We start from the raw sequence: 23,512 nt of genomic DNA, 5'->3' as shown, positions 1-23,512 counted from the left end.
GACGCGGAGGAAACACCGCGTCGGCCAGGATGGGCTCATGCGAATCCTGGTTGTGGAGGACGAGCCGCTGCTGGCCGAGGCGGTGGCCGAGTGGCTGCGCGGCGAGTCGCACGCCGTCGACGTGGCCCTGGACGGCGGCGAGGCCTTGGAGCGCGTCGGCGTCAACGACTACGACGTGGTCGTGCTCGACCGGGACCTGCCGGTGGTGCACGGCGACCAGGTGTGCCGGGCGATCGGCGCCGAAGCGGGCGAGACGCGCGTGCTCATGCTGACCGCGGCGGCCGAGATCGACGACCGGGTCGCCGGGCTCGCGCTCGGCGCCGACGACTACCTGCCGAAGCCGTTCGCGTTCCGCGAGCTCGCCGCGCGCGTCGCCGCGCTCGGCCGCCGCTCGCGCCCGGCCGCGCCGCCGATCCTCGAACGCGCGGGGATCCGGCTGGACGCGCACCACCACCAGGTGTTCCGCGACGGCCGGTACGTGCCGCTGTCGCGCAAGGAGTTCGCCGTCCTCGCCGAGCTCATGCGCGCCGACGGCGCGCCGGTCTCGGCCGAGCAGCTGCTCGAAAAAGCCTGGGACGAGCACGTCGACCCGTTCACGCACGCGGTGCGGATGGCGGTCCTCAAGCTGCGCCGCAAACTCGGCGAGCCGCCGGTGGTCATGACCGAGCCGGGAGTGGGGTACCGCATCCGATGACACGGTCCCGCTTCACCCTCCGCGCGCGCCTGACGCTCGTCTACGGCGGGCTGTTCCTCCTCGCCGGCCTGGTGCTGCTGGGCTTGACGTACTGGCTGGTCGCCGAGCAGCTCCCCGAGAACGACCAGGTCTTCGGGAAGTCCTTCGTCAGTGAGGGGACCCCGACGTCGGAGGAGGAGCCGACGGTCTCGCACGTCGAGACCGTCGTGAGCGACGTCTGGGAGGAGGCGCTGTCGGTGCTGCTGGCGCAGGGCGCGATCGCGCTGGCCGCCGTCGGCGCCCTCGCCGTCGCGATCGGCTGGCTCCTGGCCGGGCGGATGCTCGCCCCGCTCCAGCGGATCACCGACACGGCCGGGCGGATCGCTGAGGCCCCGGCGGCCGACCGCGGTCTGCACGAGCGCATCAGACTGGACGGCCCCAGGGACGAGGTCCGCGAGCTCGCCGAGACGTTCAACGTCATGCTGGAGCGCCTCGACCACTCCTTCGACGGGCAGCGGCGGTTCATCGCGAACGCCTCCCACGAGCTGCGCACGCCGCTGACGCTCACCAGGGCCCTGCTCGAAGTGGCGCTGCACCGGCCGAACGCCTCGCCGGAGGTGCGCCAGCTCGGCGAGACCCTGCTGGAGGTCAACGCCCGCCACGAGCGGCTCATCGACGGGCTCCTGCTGCTGATGCGCTCGGACCGCGAACTGACCGAGCGCGCCTACGTCGACCTGGCCGACCTCGCCGAGCACGTCGCCGCCCAGACCGACGCCGCGGGCCGCGAGCTCACCGTCGAGGCGGGCGAGGCGCCGACGACGGGCGACCCCGTGCTGCTGGAGCGGCTGGTGCACAACCTGGTCGAGAACGCGGTGCGCTACAACGCCGAGGGCGGCTGGGTGAAGGTCTGGACCGGCGTGCGCGGCGACCGGTCGGTGCTGGAGGTGTCCAACACCGGGCCGGTGGTGGCCGCCTATGAGACGGCGGCCCTGTTCGAGCCGTTCCGGCGGCTCGGCGGCGAACGCCTGGCGACCACGCCGGGGACGGGCCTGGGCCTGTCGATCGTGCGGGCCGTGGCCAGGGCGCACGGCGGCGAAGCCGACGCCGTGCCGCGCGAGGGCGGCGGCCTGACCGTCACCGTCGCGCTGCCGCTCAGCTCGGCATGAGCTTGGCGACCTCGGCCTCGAGCCGCTGCCGCGTCATCCGCAGCTGCTCCTCGGCGACCTCGACCGCCTCCAGGAAGCTGCGGGCCTTGACCAGCTGCCTGATGTGCTCCTCGGCCTCGCGGTCGCCGCGGCCGCTGTTGCGGTCGCGGTACTCGGCGACGGCCTGCTCGGCCTCGGCCTGGGCCTTCTGCTGGGTGCGGCGCATGAGCTCGGCGGCCTGCTCGCGCGCCTGGCCGATGATCTGCCTGGAGTAGTTCTGCGCCTGGTCGACGTAGCTCTCGGCCTGCTGCTGGGCCCGGGCGACGAGCATGACCGCGTTCGACGTCGGCGTCTGCACCGTCTGCTGGATCCGCTTGTCGCTCTGCTGCGACTGCCACGACCGCAGCGCCTCGCGGAGCTTGTCGGCGTCGGCCTGCAGCGCGGCCTCCCGCTGGTCGCGGCTGGCCAGCTCGTCGGCGATCTTCTCCAGGAACCGGTGGACCTCGTCGGGCTGGTAGCCGCGCCGCGTCAGGCTCGTCATCGAGAACCTGGCCTTGTTGATCTGCCCGGCGGTCACTTTCGCGCCGGACGAGCGGTAGCTGTACATCGTCATACGTCCTCTCACTCACCCAAGGACTCGTAGTGGATGGCGCCGGCCAGGACACCGGAGTCGACGAGCATCCTGTGGCTCGCCTCCACCATTCCCGTCGGGCCGCACAGGTAGATTTCGGCGCCGGTGCAGCGCCCGTGGGCAAGGGAGAGCTCCGCCGGGGTCCCGGAGCGGGCGCCGTGGCCGAAGAGGTCCTCGTCGGCGCACGGCACGAAGTCGAGCCAGTCGTGCTTGGAGGCCAGGGCCCGCATCTCGTCCAGGTCGTACAGGGCGGTCGCGGTGCGGGCGCCCCAGTAGAGGGCGACCGGGCGCGGCGACGCGGCGACCTGCTCGACGAGGGCCTTCATGGGGGCCAGGCCGGTGCCGCCGGCGAGCATGACGATCGGGCGCGGGGCGGCTTCCCGGTGCATGACCAGGCCGGTCCCGACGGCCGGCCCCACGCGGAGCCGGTCGCCGGGCTGGATGAGCGTGACCAGCGCCGTCGACACCTGGCCCCCGTCCACGGCGCGGACGTGGAGGTCGATGGTGCCGTCGGGCCGGGGCGCGTTCGCCGGCGTGTAGTAGCGCCACATGCGCGGGCGCCAGTTCGTGCAGAGGGTGATCGACTGCCCGGGGAGGTAGTCGAGCCTGGGGGAGGTGGCGATGGTGAACACGGCGGTGTCGAGGTCGCGCCGGTCGTGCGCGACGACCTCGGCGTCCCACCAGGCGGGGTTGCGGTGCGAGGCCTCGTCGGCGGCGTCGGCCATGGTCTTGGCGACCACGTCGTAGGCCGCGGCCCAGTCGGAGGCGATGGCGGGGGTCCAGTGCGGACCGCTGAAGTACTCGAGGGTGGCCAGCAGGGCCTGGCCCACGGCCGGGTAGTGGTCGCGCAGCGCACCGAACTTGCGGTGGTCGCGGCCGAGCTGCTGGAGGTGCGGCACGACCCGGTCGATGGTGTCGACGTTGCTGATCACGGTTCCCAGAGCGGCCACGAGCTTGTCTCGCTGCGAGGCCATGTTCATCGGGAACATGTCGCGCACCTCGGGGTGAGTGAGGAACAGTGTGGAGTAGAAGTACAGGGGGACCTGCTCGCCGTGGGAGGCGACCAGGCTCCAGCTCTTCTTCAGCCTGTCGGCGTTGATCATGCGCTCGGGGTCAGGCTTCGATGATGTCCGGGGCCACTACGGTGAGGACCTGCTCGACGGAGTCGATGATGTCGCGCGGGACCTCGAGCTCTTCGAGGACCGCGGTGAGGTGCATGCCGACGGCCTTGTACTGGCCGGGGCTGATGTCCATGCCGCGGTGGGCCTCGGCGAGCTCGCGGCCGCCGTAGGCCTTGGGTCCGTCGAGGACCTGGGAGATGAGGGCGACCTGGTGGCGCTTGAGCTGCGGCAGGTCGGTGCCGGTGAAGAACCCCGACAGCTCGTCGTCGGCCAGGAGCCGCCGGTAGAAGCGTTCGACGGCCTCGGTGACGGCGGGGGCCCCGCCGATTCGGTCGTACGCGGACATGGAAGGTGCATCTGCGGTGTTCATGCTGTCCTTTCCTCAATGTGGAGTCTCACCCGAGGCCGAATGTTACCCACCTCTCCACCCCAAGTCCATAGTGTTCCTCATGTTTTTGCGCGTTCCTCCCAGATATCGCACAAGGTGATGAAACGGCGACACCGCGACCTCTATTCGCTTTCAGGAGTTGTCGGACGGGATGGTGCGATATGAGCGCCTCATGCGACAGGATCGAGGCAGAGGGACGAGAGGGGCGGTCGCCGCCCGCCCGCGAAGACGGCTCAGCGGCGCACGCACCGACCTCATGGCCGCGGCGGATCGGCTCGGCGGCGGCGTTCCGGACGTTCGCCGCGGAGCCGGTCCGGGCACGTGACCACTGCCTTCCGGGCATGAAAAAACGCCCTGTGACCAGGGCGTTTGCTGAGCCGCCTGTCGGAATCGAACCGACGACCTTGTTATTACGAGTAACACGCTCTGCCGACTGAGCTAAGGCGGCGGGGTCCCTCACGCACCCGCCAGAGCCCGCTTATCCTTGCTGCCTTCCGGCCCTGGGGAGGTTCACAAGATGACGCCGCATGAGGGACGGGCAATAGCGTACCTCACCGGACCCGTGAACCCAAGGCGGGCGAGCGGTGCGAGTCGCCGGCATCACCGCCGCTCACCCTCTCGGCGCCCCACCGCGGCGTCGGGTAAGCTTCCCGGCGGAGGATTCGCATAGTGGCCTAGTGCGCTCGCTTGGAAAGCGGGTTGGGTGTTAAAGCCCTCAGGGGTTCGAATCCCCTATCCTCCGCCAACAAACGTAGGTTTGCCTGCGGAAACATCAGCCGATCGGTTCTCATGAGCCGGTCGGCTTTTTGCTGCGCGTGTCCGGTTCAAACCGTTGTTGTCCCCTGTTGGGGATGCGCTGAGGTTGCACTCCATATTGGATTCATGATGGAGGCCGGGTTCATTGGCCGGAGTCGGGCACGCGATAATCTGGACCGGCGACTGGGCGGCCCCGCAGAGATCGCCCGCTCACAGTCCAGGCCGCGCGCCCGACGGGATCCCCGGCCAAGGGTTCCGGCGGGAACTTTCGCGCCTCATCCCTCAAGGCGTCCTTCTCCAGCTGTGCCCGTGGCCTGCCGAGGACCGCCCGCAGCGAAGCGAGGACCGGACCGCAGGCCGGCCACGGTGCACGCGGCCGCAAGGCCGCCTTGAAGATGTACAGAAAGTTCTCACAGACAGCCCGGTGGGTTGTGGAAGGCTTCCGTAAGTACTTGGTTGACGGACCAGATGGGATCTCAGACCACCTTCATACGAGGTCAGGCGGTTGTGAGACTACGTCCATCGCGATCTCGTGGTTCATGCCAGATGTTCTGGCGAACGAACTCGAACAGGTCCTCCCAGCCGGCCGTGCTCGCTCCGGTGCAGTGAAGAGCGGTCCTCGCTGCGTTCAGAGCAACCTGGAGAGCGTTGGAAGGGCCGTCTTCATCGACGGCCATGGTGAACTCGAACACTCGTTTCCCGAGGTCCATGGCCAAGTCGGCGTCGATCACGTCGGACAGGTCGTACACAGAGTCGGCTAGGGGCTCAAACAGGTCCTCCATCTGTCGGCGAGAGAGATCGCGGACGAGAACCTCAAGGGTGATGTAGAAACGGGTCATATTGCCTCCTTCCAGCAGGGTTGTCGTTCAAACCATTTTTGCGTGTTGAGCTTGTATTTGGGGTCAGACGGAGTAAGTTTGACCGTTTTCCGATGCTCACCGCAAGGGCAGAATGCTCTGTAGTACTTCTTGCCTCTTGTCACCCTCCACTGCCTTGACTCAACGTATTGGAGTCGCAGTTCGGCTCTCAAGCAAGGCCTGTCAGATTTTCGACAACGCACGTTCGCTTGGCTCGAACCAGAGGGACCGGACGCAGAGTGGCATTCGCATGCGCGTAGGTCTCAACGACTGCGTTTCGGGATCCTCGCCGCCTCGAAGCCCCGCCGCCCGTGACAGATGTCAGGGGAAGGTCATGACGGCCGAGCGAGGGGCGGCGGGCCGATCACGGCGATGCTCGATGCATGAGCAACGAAACCACATCCGGCGCCCCCGCCGTCGAACTGCGCGGCGTGCGCAAGCACTACGGCGAGGTGGCCGCCGTCGACGGGATCGACCTGTCCATCCGGGTCGGCGAGGTCGTGGCCCTCCTGGGCCCGAACGGCGCGGGCAAGTCCACCGCCATCGACATGATCCTCGGCCTGAGCGGCCCCGATGCCGGGTCGGTCGCGGTCTTCGGCCGGGCCCCGACCGAGGCGGTCGCGGACGGCGCGATCGGCGCCATGCTCCAGAACGGGACGCTCCTGGACGACCTGACCGTCGCCGAGACCATCGGCCTCGTCGCCTCCCTCCACCGCTCCCCCATGCCGGTCGAGCAGGTCATGCGCCGCACCGGCGTCGAGGACCTCGCCAAGCGCCGCGCGAACCGCCTCTCCGGCGGCCAGCAGCAGCGCGTCCGCTTCGCGATCGCCCTCGTCAGCGACCCGTCGCTGCTCATCCTCGACGAGCCCACCGCCGCGATGGACCCCGCCGCCCGCCGCGATTTCTGGAAGGCCATCTACGAGGACACCGCGCACGGGCGCACCGTCCTGTTCGCCACCCACTACCTCGAAGAGGCCGAGGAGTTCGCCGACCGGGTGGTGCTCATGCGGTCGGGGAAGATCGTCGCAGACGGCCCGGTCGCGCAGGTCCGCGCGGCGGCCAGCGGCCGCACCATACGCGCGGTCGTCCCCGGAGCGGGCGAGGAGGCGCTGGGCGCCCTTCCGGCCGTCACCGCCTGCGAGCTGCGCGAGCAGCGGGTCCGCCTGTCGAGCTCGGACTCCGACGCCACCTTGCGGGCGCTGCTGGAGCGCTTCCCGGCCGCCCGCGACATCGAGATCGCCTCCGCCGGTCTCGAAGACGCCTTCCTGTCCCTCACCGCCGAACCGGAGACCACCCGATGAGCGCCACCTACCTGCGCCTCGAAATCGTGCGCATGTTCCGCAACCCGCGCTTCGCGATCTTCTCGATCGCCTTCCCGGCGCTGCTGTTCCTGCTCCAGGCCAGCCTGTTCGCCACCGGAAAGGACACCGACGTCATCGTCCAGGTCCTCATGGTCAACCTGATGGCCTTCGGGGTCTACTTCGCGGCGATGTCGAACGGCGCTCGCCTCGCCGTCGAGCGCGCCGCGGGCTGGCAGCGGCAGCTGCGGCTCACCCCGCTCAGCGGCCGCGCCTACCTCGCCGGGAAGGGCCTGTCCGGGCTGCTGCTCGCGCTCCCGGCGCTCCTCCTGGTCCCGGCGGTCGCGCTGGCCTTCAAGGGCGTCGAGCTGGACGCCGGGTCGTGGACGCGCATCCTCGTCGGGATCTGGCTCGGCTCGATCCCGTTCATCCTGCTGGGCCTCTTGGTCGGCCAGCTCTCCCGCCCCGAGACCCTCCAGCCGGTCAACATGTCGATCTCGCTGATCATGGGCTTCCTCGGCGGCCTGTGGATCCCGATCGACGGCATGCCCGACTGGCTGAGGGAGATCGCCCCGGTGCTGCCGAGCTACTGGCTCACCCAGCTCGGGCGCGGCGCGGTCACCAGCGACCTGACCGAGAGCCTGCCGGTCACGCTCGCGGTCCTCGCGGCGTGGACGGTCGGCCTCGGCGTCCTCGTGATCTGGCGCTACCGTAAGGACTCCTCAAGAGCGTGATGGAGTGACGAGTGACCGCTGAGTCCGAGGTCCGGACCCGCACGGGCTGGTGGAGCGACGACTTCTCCAGCCCGTTCGCGGGCCGGGCGAACTGGCGCTGGCTCCTGATCGGGGGCTTGATCCTGCTGCCGTTCACGATCCCGATCACCATCAATGCGTTCGACGCGGACGTCTCCGCGTCCGCCCGCTGGACGACGCTGCTCGTGCTCGGCGCGTACGCGGCCTGCTACCTGGTCTTCCCGTGGGCGATCGCGGGAGGGTGGATGCCGCGGCGGGTCGCCTTCGGCGCGCTCATCCTGGGAATCGGGTGGATCCTGTTCGCGGTGGTCGAGACCGGCGGCGTCTACGGCCTGCTGTACGCCATGATCCCGATCGCGATGGGTCTGCCGCTGGGGTGGATGTTCATCTTCGACGGCGGCACCGTCGTGGCGCTGGTGGCACTCGAGTTCTCCGGGGCCGGCTACGCGTTCGGCTACGCCGACGTGTGGTCGATGGTCGGCATCTCCGTCGCACTGTTCTTCATGGTCCGGCTCATCCGGGTGGTGCGGCGGCTGCGGGAGGCGAACACGACGATCGCGCATCTCGCCGTCAGCGCCGAACGCGAGCGGCTCGCGCGCGACCTGCACGACATCCTCGGCCACAGCCTCACCACGATCACCGTCAAGGCCGGGGCCGCCAGGCGCCTCTTGGAGACCGGGCAGGAGCCCTCGCGGGCCGTCGAAGAGCTCCGCGACGTCGAGGCTCTGTCGCGCAGCGCCCTGGCCGACGTGCGCGCCACCGTCTCGGACTACCGGGAGGTGACGCTGGCCGCCGAGCTGGTCGGCGCCCGGGCGGCGCTGCGGGCGGCCGACATCGACGCCGACATGCCCGCGGCCGTCGACGACGTCGACCCGGCCCGCCGCGAGCTGTTCGGGTACGCGGTGCGCGAGGCGGTCACCAACACGATCCGCCACTCCGGGGCGAAGCGGCTGCGGGTCCGCATGGGATCGAACTGGATCGAGATCGAAGACGACGGCACGCCCAAGGCGTCCGCCTCGCGGGGGAACGGCCTCAAGGGCCTGGCCGAGCGGGTGGCGCCCTCCGGCGGGACGCTGGAGGCCGGGCCGGTGCCCGACGGCGGGTTCAAGGTGCGAGTGGAGGTTCCATGATCAAGGTGCTCGTGGCGGACGATCAGGCGATGGTGCGCGGCGCCCTGGCGATGGTGCTGGGCTTGGAGCGCGACATCGAGGTGGTCGCCCAGGTCGGCTCGGGCGAGGAGGTCCTGGAGGCGGCCGCGCGGACCGCGCCGGACGTGGCGCTGCTCGACGTCCAGATGCCCGGCAAGGACGGCCTGGAGGTCGCCGCCGAGCTGCGGGCGGCTCGACCCGGGTGCCGGGTCATCATCTGCACGACGTTCGGGCGGCCCGGCTACCTGGCGCGGGCGATGGCCGCCGGGGCGGTCGGCTTCGTCGTCAAGGACGCCCCGCCCGAGCAGCTCGTCGACGCCGTCCGGCGGGTCCATTCGGGGCTGCGGGTGGTGGACCCGGCGCTCGCGGCCGAGTCGCTGACGACCGGGACCGGGCCGCTGACGCAGCGGGAGCGGGAGGTGCTGCGGCTCGCGCTGAAGGGCGGCACGGTGGCCGACATGGCCGCGGGCCTGCACCTGAGCGAGGGCACCGTCCGCAACCACCTCTCGACGGCGATCGGGAAGCTGGGGGCCCGCAACCGGGCCGAGGCCGCCCGCCTCGCCGACGAGCGCGGCTGGCTCTAGGTCTCAAACAGGCCCTGGCGCGGTCTCGGCGAGGACCCACCGGTGGTAGGCGGGGTTCGCCGCCGCCACCGGCAGCGCGATCACGCACGGCACGTCGTAGGGGTGCAGTTCGTCGACGCGGGCGACGATCGCCGGGACCAGCGAGGCCCTGGTGTGGAAGCGGACGCGCTCCTCGGGCTGGTGCTCGACCGCGCCCGCCCACTGGTACGTCGACTGCAGCCAGTCGGTGCGCTGCCCGCACGCGACCAGGCGCTCGCCCAGGAGCGTCTCCACCATCCGCTGCATCTGGCTGGTGCGCGGCCCGGTCACGACGACTTCGCAGATCGGTTCTTCCTGGTCCACGGCGCCTCCTCCTCTCAAATGCGGCGGGGCGGAACCGAGCCCGGTTCCGCCCCGCCGTCATGCGTTGTCGCTTACGCGCCGCCCTCGCCGGCCATGCCGCCCCTGGGCCCGGCGCCCGGGCTCTTCGGCGGCATCGTGCCGGTTCCGGCGCCGGGGCTCTTCGGCGCGCGCTCGCCGGCCAGGGCGGCCGGCGGCGTGTCCGGGATCCCGGCGGGCTTGTCGGCCCCGCGGAACGTCAGTCGCGCGTGCTCGATGTCCTTCGGGTCGCCCTCGACGTCGACGATGACGATCTGGCCGGCCACGAACTCGTTGAACAGGATCTTCTCGGAGAGCATGTCCTCGATCTCGCGCTGGATCGTCCGGCGCAGCGGCCGCGCCCCGAGCACCGGGTCGTAGCCCTTGTGCCCCAGGTACAGCTTGGCGTTGCTCGTGAGCTCCAGGGCCATGTCGCGGTTGGCGAGCTGGTCCTCGATGCGCTTGGTCATGAGGTCGACGATCTCGACGATCTCGGGCTCGGACAGCTTCGGGAACACGATGGTGTCGTCGATGCGGTTGAGGAACTCCGGCCTGAAGTGGTTCTTCAGCTCGTCCTGCACCTTCTCCTTCATCCGCTCGTAGTCGTTCTCGGCCTCGTCGCCGGACTGGAAGCCCAGCGTGACGGCCTTGCCGACGTCCCGCGAACCGAGGTTCGTGGTGAGGATGAGCACCGTGTTCTTGAAGTCGACGATCCGGCCCTGGCCGTCGGTCAGGCGCCCGTCCTCGAGGATCTGCAGGAGCGTGTTGAACACGTCCGGGTGGGCCTTCTCGATCTCGTCGAACAGGACCACGCTGAACGGCTTCCTGCGGACCTTCTCGGTGAGCTGCCCGCCCTCGTCGTAGCCGACGTAGCCGGGAGGCGCACCGACCAGGCGCGAGACCGTGTAGCGGTCGTGGAACTCGGACATGTCGAGCTGGATGAGCGCGTCCTCGGAGCCGAACAGGAACTCCGCGAGCGCCTTGGCCAGCTCGGTCTTGCCGACGCCCGAAGGTCCGGCGAAGATGAACGAGCCCGACGGGCGCTTGGGGTCCTTGAGCCCGGCGCGGGTGCGGCGGATGGCCTGGCTGACGGCCTTGACGGCGTCGGTCTGGCCGATGATCCGCTTGTGCAGCTCGTCCTCCATGCGGAGCAGACGCGAGGTCTCCTCCTCGGTGAGCTTGTACACCGGGATGCCGGTCCAGTTCGCCAGGACCTCGGAGATCATCTCCTCGTCGACCTCGGTGACCTGGTCGAGGTCGCCGGCCTTCCACTCCTGCTCGCGCTTGGTGCGCTTCTCGTGGAGGCGCTTCTCGGCGTCCCGCAGGCGCGCGGCGGCCTCGAAGTCCTGGGAGTCGATCGCGGACTCCTTCTGGCGGCGGGTCTCGGCGATCTCCTCGTCGATCTCGCGCAGGTCCGGCGGCGCGGTCATGCGGCGGATCCGCATCCGGGCGCCGGCCTCGTCGATCAGGTCGATCGCCTTGTCCGGCAGGAAGCGGTCCGAGATGTACCGGTCGGCGAGCGTCGCGGCCTGCACGAGGGCGCCGTCGGTGATGGAGACGCGGTGGTGCGCCTCGTAGCGGTCCCGCAGGCCCTTGAGGATCTCGATGGTGTGCGAGAGGCTCGGCTCGGCGACCTGGATCGGCTGGAAGCGGCGTTCGAGCGCGGCGTCCTTCTCGAGGTACTTGCGGTACTCGTCGAGCGTGGTGGCGCCGATCGTCTGGAGCTCGCCGCGGGCCAGCATCGGCTTGAGGATCGAGGCGGCGTCGATCGCGCCCTCGGCGGCCCCCGCGCCGACGAGCGTGTGGATCTCGTCGATGAACAGGATGATGTCGCCGCGGGTCTTGATCTCCTTGAGGACCTTCTTCAGGCGCTCCTCGAAGTCACCGCGGTAGCGCGAGCCCGCGACCAGGGCGCCCAGGTCCAGCGTGTAGAGCTGCTTCTCCTTGAGCGTCTCGGGGACCTCGCCCTTGGTGATCGCCTGCGCCAGCCCCTCGACGGCGGCGGTCTTGCCGACGCCGGGCTCGCCGATGAGCACGGGGTTGTTCTTGGTGCGGCGGCTCAAGACCTGCATGACGCGCTCGATCTCGCGCTGGCGGCCGATGACCGGGTCGAGCTTGCCGTCCCGGGCGGCCTGGGTCAGGTTGCGGCCGAACTGATCCAACACGAGCGAACCGGACTGCTGCGACTCCGAGGTGGTGCCGCCGGCGGTGGCGCCGGCCGGTTCCTTGCCCTGGTAGCCGGACAGCAGCTGCAGCACCTGCTGGCGGACCCGGTTGAGGTCGGCGCCGAGCTTGATGAGCACCTGCGCGGCCACGCCCTCGCCCTCGCGGATCAGGCCAAGGAGGATGTGTTCGGTCCCAATGTAGTTGTGGCCCAGCTGCAGCGCCTCGCGCAGGCTCAGCTCGAGCACCTTCTTCGCCCGGGGGGTGAAGGGGATGTGTCCGGAGGGGGCCTGCTGGCCCTGCCCGATGATCTCCTCGACCTGCTGACGGACGCCTTCGAGGGAGATGCCCAGGCTCTCCAGGGCCTTCGCCGCCACGCCTTCGCCCTCGTGGATGAGGCCGAGCAGGATGTGTTCTGTGCCGATGTAGTTGTGGTTGAGCATCCTGGCCTCTTCTTGGGCCAGAACGACCACGCGTCGAGCACGGTCGGTAAACCGTTCAAACATGCGCTTCGCTCCTCGCACTGCAAAGTTACGGCTCGCGCGCTCGCCGAGACGGGCGCCGCTACTTGTCGTCAATACTGGTCGTGGCTTGCAAAACCCTGTCGGTACACCTTATCTCCCGAGTCTTCGGGCGACGGGTGGCCACGTGGGTGACAACAAGCGTGCCTGGTAGTGCATTCCCGAAGAGAAAACGTTCGCTGTGAGCGCAATGCCGCCTCCGTTCCGCCGGTTCCACTCATCCAATGGTGCCCCGCGACTGTGACACCCCGGCAAAAGGTCACCGTTTCGGCCTACCCCGGGCCCGGACGCGCGAAACGCCCGCGTCCCATGGGCGGGTGCGGGCGTTCTGGCGATGCGGCGTTCAGTGCGCGGCGTTGTATTCCTCGACGATGCTCTGCGGAATGCGCCCGCGGGGCGAGACCTTCTTGCCGCTGCGCTCGGCCCACTCGCGGATGGCCTTGTTCTGCTCGCGGTCGACGGCGAGGCGGCGGGTGGAGGTGCCGCGGGCCGGACCGCGGACGACGCCGACGGTGTACCTGCCGAGCCGGGTGCCGGCCTCCTGGAATTTGGCCAGGGACTCGCGGAGTTCATTGGCGTGAGCGGCCGAGAGGTCGATCTCGTAGGCCTGCCCGTCGATAGCGAATTTGACGGTCTCCTCAGCCTTGCCGCCGTCGATATCGTCGATCAGGATGACCTGTGTCTTCTTCGCCATGGCAAATTCCTCTCGATGAGCAGCGACTGGCGCTTACCGGCAAAAAACCGTTGTCAATGCCAGAGCATATACGAGTCCCTTAGAGATGCGAAAGAGGGTCTCGGAGAAAGATCAGGGCGCCTCGCCTTCACGCCTGAATTGAGGCCGCTCCGAGACGAAAGGGACCGCGCCGCTCCACTGGGCGGCGCGGTCCAATTCTTTCTATTCGGGTTTCACCAGCGGGAAGAGGATGGTCTCTCGGATACCCAGTCCGGTGAGCGCCATAAGCAGCCGGTCGATTCCCATGCCCATGCCGCCGGTGGGCGGCATTCCGTATTCCATCGCCCTCAGGAAGTCCTCGTCGACGCGCATGGCCTCGTCGTCGCCTTTCGCGGCCAGTCTGGCCTGGGCTTCCAGGCGCTCGCGCTGGACGACCGGGTCGACCAGCTCCGAATAGCCGGTGGCGGTCTCGACGCCGCGGATATACAGGTCCCATTTCTCGGTCAGTCCGGGCATGGAACGGTGACCGCGGGTGAGCGGAGAGGTCTCCTCGGGGTAGTCGTAGACGAACGTGGGCGCGTGCAGCTCGGGCACCACGAGGTGCTCGAACAATTCCTCGGCGAGTTTCCCCGGCCCCCACAGCGGGTCGACTCCGAGCTCGACTTTGTCGGCGTAGGCCCGCAGCGCCTCCAGCGGAGTGGCAACCGTCACGTTCTCTCCGAGGGCTTCGGAAAGGGAACCGAAGAGGGTCGTCTCGGCCCAATCGCCGCCCAGGTCGTAGGCCGAGCCGTCGGCGAGTTCGACGTTCTGGGAGCCGAACACCGACTGCGCGGCGCCTTGAATGAGCGATTTGGTGAGTTCCCCGATCGTGCGGTAGTCGCCGTAGGCCTGATATGCCTCGAGCATCGCGAACTCGGGCGAATGCGAGGAGTCGGCGCCCTCGTTGCGGAAGTTCCGGTTGATCTCGAATACGCGGTCGATGCCGCCGACTACGCACCGTTTCAAATACAACTCGGGCGCGATGCGCATGTACAGATCGATGTCGTACGCATTCATATGCGTGACGAACGGGCGCGCGGTGGCGCCGCCCGCCTGCACCTGCATCATCGGGGTCTCGACTTCGATGAAGTCGCGCTCGTCGAGCTGGGCGCGGATGGAGCGCACGACCGCGGCCCGCTGGCGGGCGATGGCGCGGGCCTCGGGGCGTACGATGAGGTCGACGTAGCGCTGGCGGACGCGGGTCTCCTCGGCGAGCGGCTTGTGCGCCACCGGCAGCGGCCGGAGGGCCTTGGCGGTGATCGCGAAGGAGTCGGCCATGACCGACAGCTCGCCGCGCTTGGAGGTGACGACCTCGCCGGTGACGCCGAGGTGGTCGCCGATGTCGACCAGCCGCTTGAACTCGTCGAGGGCCTCGGCGCCGACCTTCCCCTGGGAGAGCATGGCCTGGAACTCGGTGCCGTCGCCGTCCCGCAGGCGCGCGAAGCACAGCTTCCCGGCGGTGCGGACGAAGATGACGCGGCCGGCGGCCGCGACGGTGACGCCGGAGGACTCGCCGGGCTCCAGGTGCGCGAACTGCTCGCGCAACTCGGCGAGGGAGTGGGTGCGCGGGTAGCCGAGCGGGTACGGCTGCTTGCCCTCCGCCAGCAGGGCGGCGCGCTTCTCGCGCCGGATCTTCATCTGCTCGGGAAGGTCGTCGCCGGTGTCGGTGTTCTGCTCGTGCTCGGTCACGTCTTACAGGTTAAACGCCGCTTCCGCGGCCCGGCATGCGACTTTGGCCCCGCCGGGGCGCATCACAGGCCGCGCGGCCGCTCGACGGCGAAGGCCGGGTAGCCGACGACGCGGTCGCTCGGCCCGCCGACGTCGGCGGAGGTGCCGAGCGCGAGCTGGCGCGGGCGCCGCCCGGTGGCGTCGGCCCAGGCGACGGTGCCGCGCAGGGCGAACACGCCGCAGGCGTGGGTCGTGGAGATCTCCCGCGGCCGCAGGGCCCGGATGGCCTCGGCGGTCCCCTCGTCGATGCGCTTGGCGGTGGCCAGGTCGTGGTAGTGCGACAGGTCGGTCGAGCACAGCAGGACCGTGCCCTCCCCGGCCTCGGCCAGGAGCGAGCCGATGACGCGCGCGGTGTCGGGCGTCTGGCTCATGCCGACGGCCACGGGCGTGACCGCGAAGCCGTCGCCGAGGGCGACCTGGAGGAACGGCAGCTGCACTTCGAGGGAGTGCTCCTCGGCGTGCGGGAGCAGCGAGGAGCCGACCACGCCGGTGGGCGCGGTCTCGATGAGTCCGAGCGGGGTCTCCCAGGCGGTGTACGGGGCGGCGGCGTGCCCGCGCAGCGGGTGGTGGTGGGAGGGGCCGACGAGGACGACGCGCCTGACGCGGTCGCGGTGGCGGGCCAGTCGCGCGTAGACCTCGGCGGCCACGGCGCCGGAGAACCGGTGCCCGGCGTGCGGGACGATGTAGGCGGGCGCGAGCGGCTCGTCGTCCGGGACGCTGACGGCGTCGAGGAGCCGGGCGGTCTCGGCGCGGAGGCGGTCGGGGTCGGCGGAGTAGAACCGTCCGGCGACGGCCGGCGGCCTGACGGTGTCTGAGGTCGTCAAGGTCATGTTCTCGCGTCTCTCGGGTTATGGTTCCGGTAGTGCGGTGCCGGTGCTGCTAATGGGACGTTCCGGCGAGCCGGATCGGTTGCCGCTTCGGCCCCCAGTCTCCGGCCTGGCCGTCGTAGACTCCGGGAATGTTCGCGCCACAGAACGAGCATTGTCCGGAATCCGACAGCGCATAACGGTCAATGCGGTACCAATCGCGAACCACGAGAGCCTCACCACAGCCCGGGCAGTACGTCGTCTGGTTCGCCGTGTCGTGGACGTTGCCCGCGTAGACGTACCGCAGGCCGGCCTCGATCGCGATCCGGCGGGCTCTGCGCAGCGTGGACGGCGGGGTCGGCGGCACGTCGCGCATCTTGAAGTCGGGGTGGAACGCGGTGAAGTGCAGCGGGACGTCGGGCCCGAGGTGCTCGGCGATCCACGCGCACTCGGCGGCGATCTCGGCGTCGGAGTCGTTGTGGCCGGGGATGAGCAGCGTCGTGATCTCGGTCCACACCTCGGTCTCATGGACGAGGTATTCGAGCGTCTCCAGGACCGTCCCCAGTGAGGCGAACGCGATCTTCTTGTAGAACTCCTCGGTGAACGCCTTCAGGTCGATGTTCGCGGCGTCCATGTGGGCGTACAGCTCGTCGCGCGCCTCGGCGTTGATGTACCCGGCCGAGACCGCCACGGCCTTGAGCCCGGCCTCCCTGGCGGCGTCGGCGCAGTCGGCGGCGTATTCCAGGAAGACCGTCGGGTCGTTGTAGGTGAACGCGATCGACTTGCACCCCAGGCGCTTCGCCTCGACCACGAGCGCCTCGGGGGAGGCGGCGGAGGCGAGCGTGTCGATCTCGCGGGACTTGGAGATGTCCCAGTTCTGGCAGAACCGGCAGCCGAGGTTGCATCCGGCGGTGCCGAACGACAGGACCGGCGTGCCGGGCAGGAAGTGGCCCAGCGGCTTCTTCTCGATCGGGTCGACGCAGAAGCCCGAGGAGCGGCCGTAGGAGGTCAGGACGATCTGGTCGCCAGCTCTGGCCCGCACGAAGCACAGGCCGCGCTGGCCCTCGCGCAGTCGGCACGCCCTGGGGCACACGGTGCACTCGATGCGGCCGTCGTCGAGCGCACGGTGGAAGCCGGTGCCGACGGTGAACTCGTCGGCGCCGTCCACGCGCGGCCTCTCGGCGCGCACCTACGGCTCCCTTGCCGAAGTGATGGCGGTCATACCCCAACGGTAGCGCCCGCGTCCGACGCACGAAAACGGACCGCGCGGTCGCCGCCCGGGTGGGCGCCGCGCGGTCCGGAATAAGGCCTTAGTTGAGGCGGTTGCCCGTGCCCGCGTGGAACACGTGCTCGTGGCCCGGCTCGGGGACCACGTAGACCGTCTCGGCCAGGCGCGGCACGTCCTTGGACTCGGCGCGGACGACGAAGCGCTCGCTGGAGCCGTTGTACGTGGCGTGGCCGTACACGTACGCCTCGGAGCCGAGCTCCTCGACGAGGTCGACCTCGATCGGGATGCCGCCGGAGGACTCGGTGCCGACCTTGCAGTGCTCGGGCCGGATGCCGATGGTGACCTCCTGGTTGCCACCCTCGGTGGCCGCCTCGCGCACCTCGCGCGAGAGCGGCAGCGTGACGTCGCCGAACAGGGCGCCGCCCTCGGTGAGCTTCACGGTCTTGAGGTTCATCGCCGGCGAGCCGATGAAGCCCGCGACGAACACGTTGCCGGGGGTCTCGTAGAGCACGCGCGGCGTGTCGCACTGCTGGAGGACGCCGTCCTTCATGACCGCGATGCGGTGGCCCATCGTCATGGCCTCGATCTGGTCGTGCGTGACGTAGACGGTGGTGATGCCCAGGCGCTTCTGGAGCGAGGCGATCTGCGAACGGGTCTGGACGCGGAGCTTGGCGTCGAGGTTCGACAGCGGCTCGTCCATGAGGAACACCTGCGGCTCGCGCACGATGGCGCGGCCCATGGCGACACGCTGGCGCTGACCGCCGGAGAGGGCCTTGGGCTTGCGGTTGAGGTAGTCGCTCAGGTCGAGCAGCTTCGCGGCGTCCTCCACGCGCTGCTTGATGTCGGCCTTCGGCATGCGGCGCAGCTTGAGGGCGAACGCCATGTTGTCGTAGACGGACATGTGCGGGTAGAGCGCGTAGTTCTGGAAGACCATCGCGATGTCGCGGGACTTCGGCGGCAGGTTCGAGACGTCGGTCTCGTTGATGAAGACCGAGCCCTCGTCGATCTCCTCGAGACCGGCGAGCATGCGGAGGGAGGTGGACTTGCCGCAACCGGAGGGTCCGACGAGGACGAGGAACTCGCCGTCCTGGATCTCGAGGTTGAGGCGGTCGACCGCGGGGGTCTCGGAACCGGGGTAGATGCGCGTGGCATCCGAATAGGTCACTGTGGCCATGATGAGGTCCTTTCACTGGCAGGCACGTGCCAGACGATCCGTTGTAAAAGGCGTGCTTGTACAGGCTGCAGGAAGGACCTCGCTGGAGCGCGGCCCTGCGCTGCGGCATGTGCGCTGCGCAGGCGTGGCCGCCGCGGAGCGTGTGCTGAGCCTAGCGGGATCTGAATGCCTTTGCCAAGTGGGCGGCGTACGTTTGTCCGATTTCAAGCGAAAATATATGGAACCGTTATCTGCGTCACGGCGGCTACTGGACGCGGAGCGCCTGCAGCAGGGCCTCGTCGCCGGCGACGTCGCAGATCCCGAACGGCAGCCGCCCCCACAGCGCCAGCGCGATGTCCGAGGCCGAGCCCGCGGCCCTGGCCTGGAGCCCGGCGCTGGCGTCGGGGTGGTCGAGCAGTGCCACGCGGCCCTCTCTCAGGCGCACGAACCACGTCGCGTCGGCGTCCTGGGCGAACAGCTGCACGAGACCGGCCGCGTCGGGGTGCGAGCCGCGCCGGATGCCGACGGGGATGAACGCCTCGAACACCTCGGCGATCGCCTCGGCGGCCAGCGGCGTGGGGACCGGCGCGGTGGCGCCGACGGCCATCTGGGCGTCCCAGCGGGCCAGGCCCGTGGCGACGGTGATGCGGCGCTGCCAGAACTCGGCGTTCCACTCCACCGGCGCCCACGTCCACACCGGCGCGGCGGCCGGGTGCGCTTCGAGCGCGTCGACGGCGCGGCCGAGCGAGGAGTCGAACGCGCCGAGCGTCTCGGCTTCGCTCAGGTGCACCGGCGGCGGCTCGGGCACGTCCGCTTCGGGGGCGCCTGCCGCCAGGGCGGTGACCGTCCAGCGGTAGAGGCGCACGAGTTCGGCCAGGAGCCCGGCCACGGTCGTGTCGGGACGCGAGGGGACGACGCGGCCGAGCGCGCCTTGGTCGACGATCTCCCGCAGGACGCCGGCCTCCTGCTTCAGCTCGGTCAGGTAGTCCGTGATTCGTGGCTTCGACATTGGTGACCGCCGATCGTTGTAGCCCTTGAACAGCTTAGGCTTTGCGGCGTGACAGACGCCAGCCCACACGGAAGCGAGAATACCTCGGCAGGTCCGAATCCGGGCGAAACGCTCGGTCGGTTCACGACGCTGCGGCTCGGCGGCCCGGCGCGGCGCCTCGTGGAGGCGAAGACCGCCGAGGAGGCCGTCGAGGCGCTGCGGTCCGCGAGCGGGCCGACGCTGGTGCTGGCCGGGGGCAGCAACGTGGTCATCGGCGACGGCGGCTTCGACGGGACGGTGGTCCTGCTGCGCGGCGGCGGGATCGAGCCGGTCGGCGACGACGTGGTGCGCGTGCAGGCCGGGCAGGTGTGGGACGAGTTCGCGGCCTGGACCGTCGAGCACGGCCGCTCGGGCGTCGAGTGCCTCAGCGGCATCCCGGGGTCTGCGGGGGCGACCCCGATACAGAATGTCGGCGCCTACGGCCAGGAGGTGGCGCAGACGATCGCCTCGGTGCGGGTGTGGGACCGCGAGGCCGACGAGGTCCGCGACTGGTCCCCTGCCGAATGCGGTTTCGCCTACCGCCGCAGCGTCTTCAAGCACTCCAGCCGCTATGTGGTGATGAGCGTCGACTTCCGGCTGGAGCAAAGCTCGCTGTCGCGGCCGATCGCGTACGCCGAGGCGGCGAAGCGCCTGGGCGTGGAGGTCGGCGATCGGGTGCCGCTGGCCGAGGCCAGGGAGGTCGTGCTGGGGCTGCGGCGCGGCAAGGGCATGGTGCTCGACGAGGACGACCACGACACGTGGAGCGCGGGCTCGTTCTTTACGAACCCGGTGATCAGCGCGGGCGATTTCCGCGCGCTCACCGCCGCTTCGGGCAAGGACGCTCCGCATTGGCCGGTGGGTGAGGACGTGAAGGTCTCGGCGGCGTGGCTCATCGGAGCGGCGGGGTTCGACAAGGGGTACCGCCGGGGCAACGTGGGCCTGTCGACGAAGCACACGCTCGCCCTGACCAACCGAGGCGGCGCGACGACGGCGGAACTGCTCGCCCTGGCGTGCGAGGTCGCCGACGAAGTAGAGGCGAAGTTCGGCATCCGCCTCCGCCCCGAACCGGTCCTCGTGGGAGCAACATTCCACTAGGGACTTATATCCTATAACCCAAGCAAAGGTTATAGGATATAACCGCCATACATGTTATAAGACATGAGTCTCAGCGTCGGAATATAGGATATATCCTATATGATTCTCAACCCGAGATGGCGCGCGACCGCGGCGACACCTCCCCGCAAGCCGCCCTCGGCGGGCCACGTTCACCTCATTCGCCCCAGGGGCATCCGTTTCAGTGGGGCATCTTGCGCAAACGCAACGAGGTTATTAAATTTATCTATAAATAAGCTTTGTTAAAGATTATGAGGTGAAGCCCGTGCTTCAGCGACAACGCAAGAGAACCCTGGCGATCATCGGCGCCTTCCTCGTCACCGCCACGCTCGCGTTCGCCATCCCGGCCTCCCAGGCCAGCGCCCAGGCCGCCTGCGGCCCCGCATGGAACTCGGCCACCGCCTACACCGGCGGGGCCGTCGTCTCCTACAACGGCTCCAACTGGACCGCCCAGTGGTGGACCCAGGGCGAGACACCCGGCACCACCGGCGAATGGGGCGTCTGGCGCGACCAGGTGCCCTGCGGCGGATCGGGCGGCGACACGGGCGGCGGCGACTGCTCGTTCACCGTCTGGAGCGCCGGAGCCGACTACCAGGTCGGCGACGTGGTCCTCTACAGCGACGGCAACTACTACGTCGCCGTGCACGCCAACCCCGGCTACGACCCGACCATCAGCACCTGGTTCTGGGACCCGACCAGCTGCGACGGCGGCACGACCGACCCGCCCGACCCGCCCGACCCGTCGGGCTTCGTCGTCTCCGAGACCCAGTTCAACCAGATGTTCCCGGGCCGGAACTCGTTCTACACCTACCAGGGCCTGGTGGAGGCCACCGCGTCCTACCCGGGCTTCGCCAACACCGGCGGCGACACCGTCAGCAGGCAGGAGGCGGCCGCCTTCCTGGCGAACATCGGTCACGAGACCGGCGGACTGGTGTACATCGTGGAGCAGAACACCGGCAATTACAGCCACTACTGCGACGCCAACCAGCCGTACGGGTGCCCGGCCGGGCAGTCCGCCTATTACGGCCGCGGCCCGATGCAGCTGAGCTGGAACTTCAACTACAACGCCGCGGGCAACGCCCTCGGGCTGCCGCTGCTCACCAACCCGTGGCTGGTCGAGCAGAACTCGACGGTGGCCTGGCAGACCGCCCTGTGGTACTGGAACACCCAGAGTGGACCGGGCACCATGAGCGGCCACACCGCCATGACCACCGGCGCGGGCTTCGGCGAGTCGATCCGCTCCATCAACGGCGCGGTCGAGTGCGACGGCGGCAACCCCGCGCAGGTGCAGAGCCGCGTCACCAAGTACCAGCAGTTCGCCTCGCTGCTGGGAGTGCCGACAGGCGGCAACCTCTACTGCTAGAGCGCCATCGGCCCCGGGGCCGCGGCTCGCGATCGGCGAGCCGCGGCCCTGCGTCGCTGCGACGAGGACGCCCGCGGCGGTCCGATCGATCAGGATTCGAGAAGCGCCGGACCCCGCGGCGGAATTAGCGTTGTCTGCATGGACGACATCACGATTCACTCGAGCTTCCTGCCGCACAGCGATCCGGAGGCCTCCCTGGCCTTCTACCGCGACGCGCTCGGCTTCGAGGTCCGGGGAGACGTCGGGCACGGGGCGATGCGCTGGCTCACGGTCGGCCCCGCCGGGCAGCCCGACACCGCCATCGTGCTCCACCCCGCGGGGGTCGAGCCCGGCACCACCGACGAGGAGCGCCGCACCATCGCCGAGATGATGGCCAAGGGCACCTACGCCACCGTCGTCCTCGCCACCGGCGACCTCGACGGCGCCTTCGCCCGGTTGCAGGCCAGCGGCGCCGAAGTCGCGCAGGCGCCGACCGAGCAGCCGTACGGCATCCGCGACTGCGCCTTCCGCGACCCCGCGGGCAACATGGTCCGCCTCAACGAATCCCGCTGAACCACTCACCACGACACTCACCGAAGGAACCTGACATGACTCCCATCAAGACCATCACGCTCGAAGCCTCCGACGCCGCTGCCGCCGAGGCCTTCTACAACGCCATGTTCGACGGCGGCTCCCCTGTGGGCGTCCGCGCGTCGGCGGAGCCGACCAGCGGCTTCCGCGGATACGGGCTGTCGCTCGTGGTGTCCCAGCCGAGCACCGTCGACACCTTCTTCAATGCGGCCGTCGAGGCGGGCGCCACGGTGCTGAAGCCCGCTGTGAAGAGCTTCTGGGGCTACGGCGGCGTCGTGCAGGCCCCGGACGGGGCGATCTGGAAGATCGCGACCTCCTCCAAGAAGGACACCGGTCCGGCCACGCGCGAGATCGACGACGTCGTGCTCCTGCTGGGAGTGGCGGACGTCGCCGAGACCAAGCGCTTCTACACCGAGCAGGGCCTGGAGGTGGCGAAGAGCTTCGGCCGCAAGTACGTCGAGTTCGCCGCCCCGGAGAAGCACATCAAGCTCGCGCTCTACGGCCGCCGCGCCGCCGCCAAGGACCTGGGCGTCGCACAGGACGGCGACGGTTCGCACCGGATCGCGATCGGCGGCGAGGCCGGGACGTTCACCGACCCGGACGGCTTCGAATGGGCGGCCGCATAGGGCTGAGAGCCGTAGATCCGAGGATCGTGGATCCCGATCAGGGGGCGACAGCCCCGTGACTGCCACAGAGCCGGGCGATGCGCCCGGCTCTATTCCTTTATGGAATATCGGTGCGCTCTCAGGGTGAAGAATACGACTCCCTGCGGGTGAAGGTATTGGGATGAAGGTATTGCCAGGCGCCGTTAGATGCCGTTGCAGCGCCGTTGTGGACGTGGGACGGGCGCTGGGACCGTCGGCGGCGCGGGCGGATGCTTTCGCGGCCTGCGTGGTTCGGGCAGTGCCGGTAAGGTGACTGTTGGTCGTGCCCGCTTGGAGTCGTGCGGCCGGAATGTCCCCTTGGGTCAGGAACGCCACCCGCCATGGCCAGTATCGACGAGTTGTCGAACCAAGGAGCTGCAAGGGCAGATCGGCAGCGATGAGCATGAAGCGCAATTCATGTTCATCGGGGCGCTGTTCGCCGGTGTGACCACCAAGTATTTCGGCGAGCGGCTCGACCGCGATGAGCCGCAGAAGTTCGTGTCAGGGACCATGCACGACTTCCGTACCGCGAATCCGCCACTGAAGGCGTTGTCGGTCGAAGGCCTGGTTCGAGGCGCATACGGCGAGGATCGATTCTTCGATGAGATCCCGGCGAAGGAGCAGATGATCACGATGTGCGCGGTCACCCGCAAGATCGTCGACCAGACTCCGGAGATCCGCGACAGCCTCGACGGCTTCCTCGCGGATGCCGAGACCCTCGGACGGTCCTGGATGGACTCTTAGACGAGACTGAGCCGCCGGGCCGAAGGCTCG

Annotated in this window: 23 protein-coding genes, 2 tRNA genes and 1 other RNA gene; 12 read left to right on the top strand and 14 right to left on the bottom strand. The window is 69.3% G+C overall.

What is annotated here, in order from left to right:
- Window positions 1-37: 37 nt before the first annotated feature.
- Window positions 38-694, top strand: a complete 657-nt coding sequence (locus tag H613_RS0122305; protein ID WP_026925509.1) for a response regulator transcription factor — start codon at window positions 38-40, stop codon at window positions 692-694.
- A complete protein-coding gene (locus H613_RS0122300; RefSeq protein ID WP_026925508.1) occupies window positions 691-1,839 on the top strand; it encodes a sensor histidine kinase in 1,149 nt (382 codons plus the stop codon). The genes H613_RS0122305 and H613_RS0122300 overlap by 4 nt, the downstream gene beginning before the upstream one ends.
- On the opposite strand, the gene H613_RS29625 is transcribed toward H613_RS0122300, so the two are convergent.
- The 5 genes from H613_RS29625 to ffs all read right to left on the bottom strand — a co-directional run bounded on the left by H613_RS29625 (window position 1,826) and on the right by ffs (window position 4,497).
- Complete coding sequence (locus H613_RS29625) at window positions 1,826-2,431, bottom strand: DivIVA domain-containing protein (RefSeq protein ID WP_051393704.1); 606 nt, start codon at window positions 2,429-2,431, stop codon at window positions 1,826-1,828. The two genes, H613_RS0122300 and H613_RS29625, sit on opposite strands and share 14 nt — an antisense overlap.
- 8 nt (window positions 2,432-2,439) lie before the next feature.
- Window positions 2,440-3,552, bottom strand: a complete 1,113-nt coding sequence (locus tag H613_RS28470; RefSeq protein ID WP_051393703.1) for a globin domain-containing protein — start codon at window positions 3,550-3,552, stop codon at window positions 2,440-2,442.
- Window positions 3,553-3,562: 10 nt separating this feature from the next.
- Window positions 3,563-3,940 carry a group I truncated hemoglobin gene (locus H613_RS0122285; RefSeq protein ID WP_051393702.1) on the bottom strand — a complete coding sequence of 126 codons (378 nt, stop codon included), beginning with the start codon at window positions 3,938-3,940 and terminating at the stop codon, window positions 3,563-3,565.
- 393 nt (window positions 3,941-4,333) lie between these two features.
- A tRNA-Thr gene (locus H613_RS0122280) sits at window positions 4,334-4,406 on the bottom strand.
- Window positions 4,404-4,497, bottom strand: an RNA gene (gene ffs / locus H613_RS30475) — signal recognition particle sRNA small type. The genes H613_RS0122280 and ffs overlap by 3 nt, the downstream gene beginning before the upstream one ends.
- A 116-nt stretch (window positions 4,498-4,613) precedes the next feature.
- On the opposite strand from ffs, the gene H613_RS0122275 reads away from it, so the two are divergent.
- Window positions 4,614-4,703 (top strand) — tRNA-Ser (locus H613_RS0122275).
- 508 nt (window positions 4,704-5,211) lie between these two features.
- Here the strand turns inward: H613_RS0122275 and H613_RS0122270 are convergent.
- Window positions 5,212-5,553: a hypothetical protein gene (locus H613_RS0122270; protein ID WP_026925506.1), complete on the bottom strand. Its 342-nt coding sequence runs from the start codon at window positions 5,551-5,553 to the stop codon at window positions 5,212-5,214.
- A 401-nt stretch (window positions 5,554-5,954) separates the two neighbouring features.
- On the opposite strand from H613_RS0122270, the gene H613_RS0122265 reads away from it, so the two are divergent.
- From H613_RS0122265 to H613_RS0122250, 4 genes are read left to right on the top strand one after another with little or no spacing between them, the layout of a single operon-like run.
- Window positions 5,955-6,872 (top strand): ABC transporter ATP-binding protein, encoded by a 918-nt coding sequence (locus H613_RS0122265; RefSeq protein ID WP_026925505.1) that lies wholly within the window; start codon window positions 5,955-5,957, stop codon window positions 6,870-6,872.
- Window positions 6,869-7,603 carry an ABC transporter permease gene (locus tag H613_RS0122260; protein ID WP_026925504.1) on the top strand — a complete coding sequence of 245 codons (735 nt, stop codon included), beginning with the start codon at window positions 6,869-6,871 and terminating at the stop codon, window positions 7,601-7,603. Before H613_RS0122265 ends, H613_RS0122260 begins: the two co-directional genes overlap by 4 nt.
- A gap of 11 nt (window positions 7,604-7,614) precedes the next feature.
- On the top strand, window positions 7,615-8,751 hold the full coding sequence (locus tag H613_RS28465) for a sensor histidine kinase (RefSeq protein ID WP_035739097.1): 1,137 nt from the start codon (window positions 7,615-7,617) through the stop codon (window positions 8,749-8,751).
- Entirely contained in the window at window positions 8,748-9,353 is a 606-nt protein-coding gene (locus tag H613_RS0122250; protein ID WP_026925503.1) for a response regulator transcription factor, read from the top strand. The genes H613_RS28465 and H613_RS0122250 overlap by 4 nt, the downstream gene beginning before the upstream one ends.
- 3 nt (window positions 9,354-9,356) lie before the next feature.
- On the opposite strand, the gene cutA is transcribed toward H613_RS0122250, so the two are convergent.
- From cutA to H613_RS29620, 8 genes are all read right to left on the bottom strand, one after another.
- Window positions 9,357-9,695 carry a divalent-cation tolerance protein CutA gene (cutA, locus tag H613_RS0122245; protein WP_211234926.1) on the bottom strand — a complete coding sequence of 113 codons (339 nt, stop codon included), beginning with the start codon at window positions 9,693-9,695 and terminating at the stop codon, window positions 9,357-9,359.
- Window positions 9,696-9,766: 71 nt separating this feature from the next.
- A complete protein-coding gene (locus tag H613_RS28460) occupies window positions 9,767-12,379 on the bottom strand; it encodes an ATP-dependent Clp protease ATP-binding subunit (RefSeq protein ID WP_084546876.1) in 2,613 nt (870 codons plus the stop codon).
- Window positions 12,380-12,737: 358 nt separating this feature from the next.
- On the bottom strand, window positions 12,738-13,088 hold the full coding sequence (locus H613_RS0122235) for a histone-like nucleoid-structuring protein Lsr2 (protein ID WP_026925501.1): 351 nt from the start codon (window positions 13,086-13,088) through the stop codon (window positions 12,738-12,740).
- 201 nt (window positions 13,089-13,289) lie between these two features.
- Window positions 13,290-14,744 carry a lysine--tRNA ligase gene (gene lysS, locus H613_RS0122230; RefSeq protein WP_051393736.1) on the bottom strand — a complete coding sequence of 485 codons (1,455 nt, stop codon included), beginning with the start codon at window positions 14,742-14,744 and terminating at the stop codon, window positions 13,290-13,292.
- Between the two features lie 113 nt (window positions 14,745-14,857).
- The gene (gene amrB, locus H613_RS0122225) at window positions 14,858-15,658 is read right to left on the bottom strand and encodes an AmmeMemoRadiSam system protein B (protein ID WP_026925499.1); all 801 of its coding nucleotides are present in this window, start codon (window positions 15,656-15,658) and stop codon (window positions 14,858-14,860) included.
- Between the two features lie 55 nt (window positions 15,659-15,713).
- Window positions 15,714-16,829 (bottom strand): AmmeMemoRadiSam system radical SAM enzyme, encoded by a 1,116-nt coding sequence (amrS, locus tag H613_RS0122220; protein WP_211234925.1) that lies wholly within the window; start codon window positions 16,827-16,829, stop codon window positions 15,714-15,716.
- A gap of 121 nt (window positions 16,830-16,950) precedes the next feature.
- The gene (locus tag H613_RS0122215) at window positions 16,951-18,042 is read right to left on the bottom strand and encodes an ABC transporter ATP-binding protein (RefSeq protein WP_026925497.1); all 1,092 of its coding nucleotides are present in this window, start codon (window positions 18,040-18,042) and stop codon (window positions 16,951-16,953) included.
- 244 nt (window positions 18,043-18,286) lie between these two features.
- A complete protein-coding gene (locus H613_RS29620) occupies window positions 18,287-19,030 on the bottom strand; it encodes an FAD-binding oxidoreductase (RefSeq protein ID WP_051393701.1) in 744 nt (247 codons plus the stop codon).
- Window positions 19,031-19,078: 48 nt separating this feature from the next.
- On the opposite strand from H613_RS29620, the gene H613_RS28450 reads away from it, so the two are divergent.
- The 5 genes from H613_RS28450 (at window position 19,079) to H613_RS0122185 (ending at window position 23,482) form a co-directional block, all read left to right on the top strand.
- Window positions 19,079-20,143 (top strand): UDP-N-acetylmuramate dehydrogenase, encoded by a 1,065-nt coding sequence (locus tag H613_RS28450; RefSeq protein ID WP_084546874.1) that lies wholly within the window; start codon window positions 19,079-19,081, stop codon window positions 20,141-20,143.
- Between the two features lie 283 nt (window positions 20,144-20,426).
- Window positions 20,427-21,524 (top strand): glycoside hydrolase family 19 protein, encoded by a 1,098-nt coding sequence (locus H613_RS32485; RefSeq protein WP_035739088.1) that lies wholly within the window; start codon window positions 20,427-20,429, stop codon window positions 21,522-21,524.
- A gap of 138 nt (window positions 21,525-21,662) precedes the next feature.
- The gene (locus H613_RS0122195; RefSeq protein WP_035739046.1) at window positions 21,663-22,076 is read left to right on the top strand and encodes a VOC family protein; all 414 of its coding nucleotides are present in this window, start codon (window positions 21,663-21,665) and stop codon (window positions 22,074-22,076) included.
- A 35-nt stretch (window positions 22,077-22,111) separates the two neighbouring features.
- Complete coding sequence (locus tag H613_RS0122190; protein WP_026925494.1) at window positions 22,112-22,720, top strand: VOC family protein; 609 nt, start codon at window positions 22,112-22,114, stop codon at window positions 22,718-22,720.
- Window positions 22,721-23,056: 336 nt separating this feature from the next.
- Window positions 23,057-23,482, top strand: a complete 426-nt coding sequence (locus H613_RS0122185; protein ID WP_156926209.1) for a hypothetical protein — start codon at window positions 23,057-23,059, stop codon at window positions 23,480-23,482.
- Window positions 23,483-23,512 lie beyond the last annotated feature (30 nt).

The sequence above is a fragment of the Glycomyces arizonensis DSM 44726 genome, assembly GCF_000482705.1.
Taxonomy (GTDB): Bacteria; Actinomycetota; Actinomycetes; order Mycobacteriales; family Micromonosporaceae; genus Glycomyces; species Glycomyces arizonensis.
This window is presented reverse-complemented; position numbering and strand designations above follow the sequence as displayed.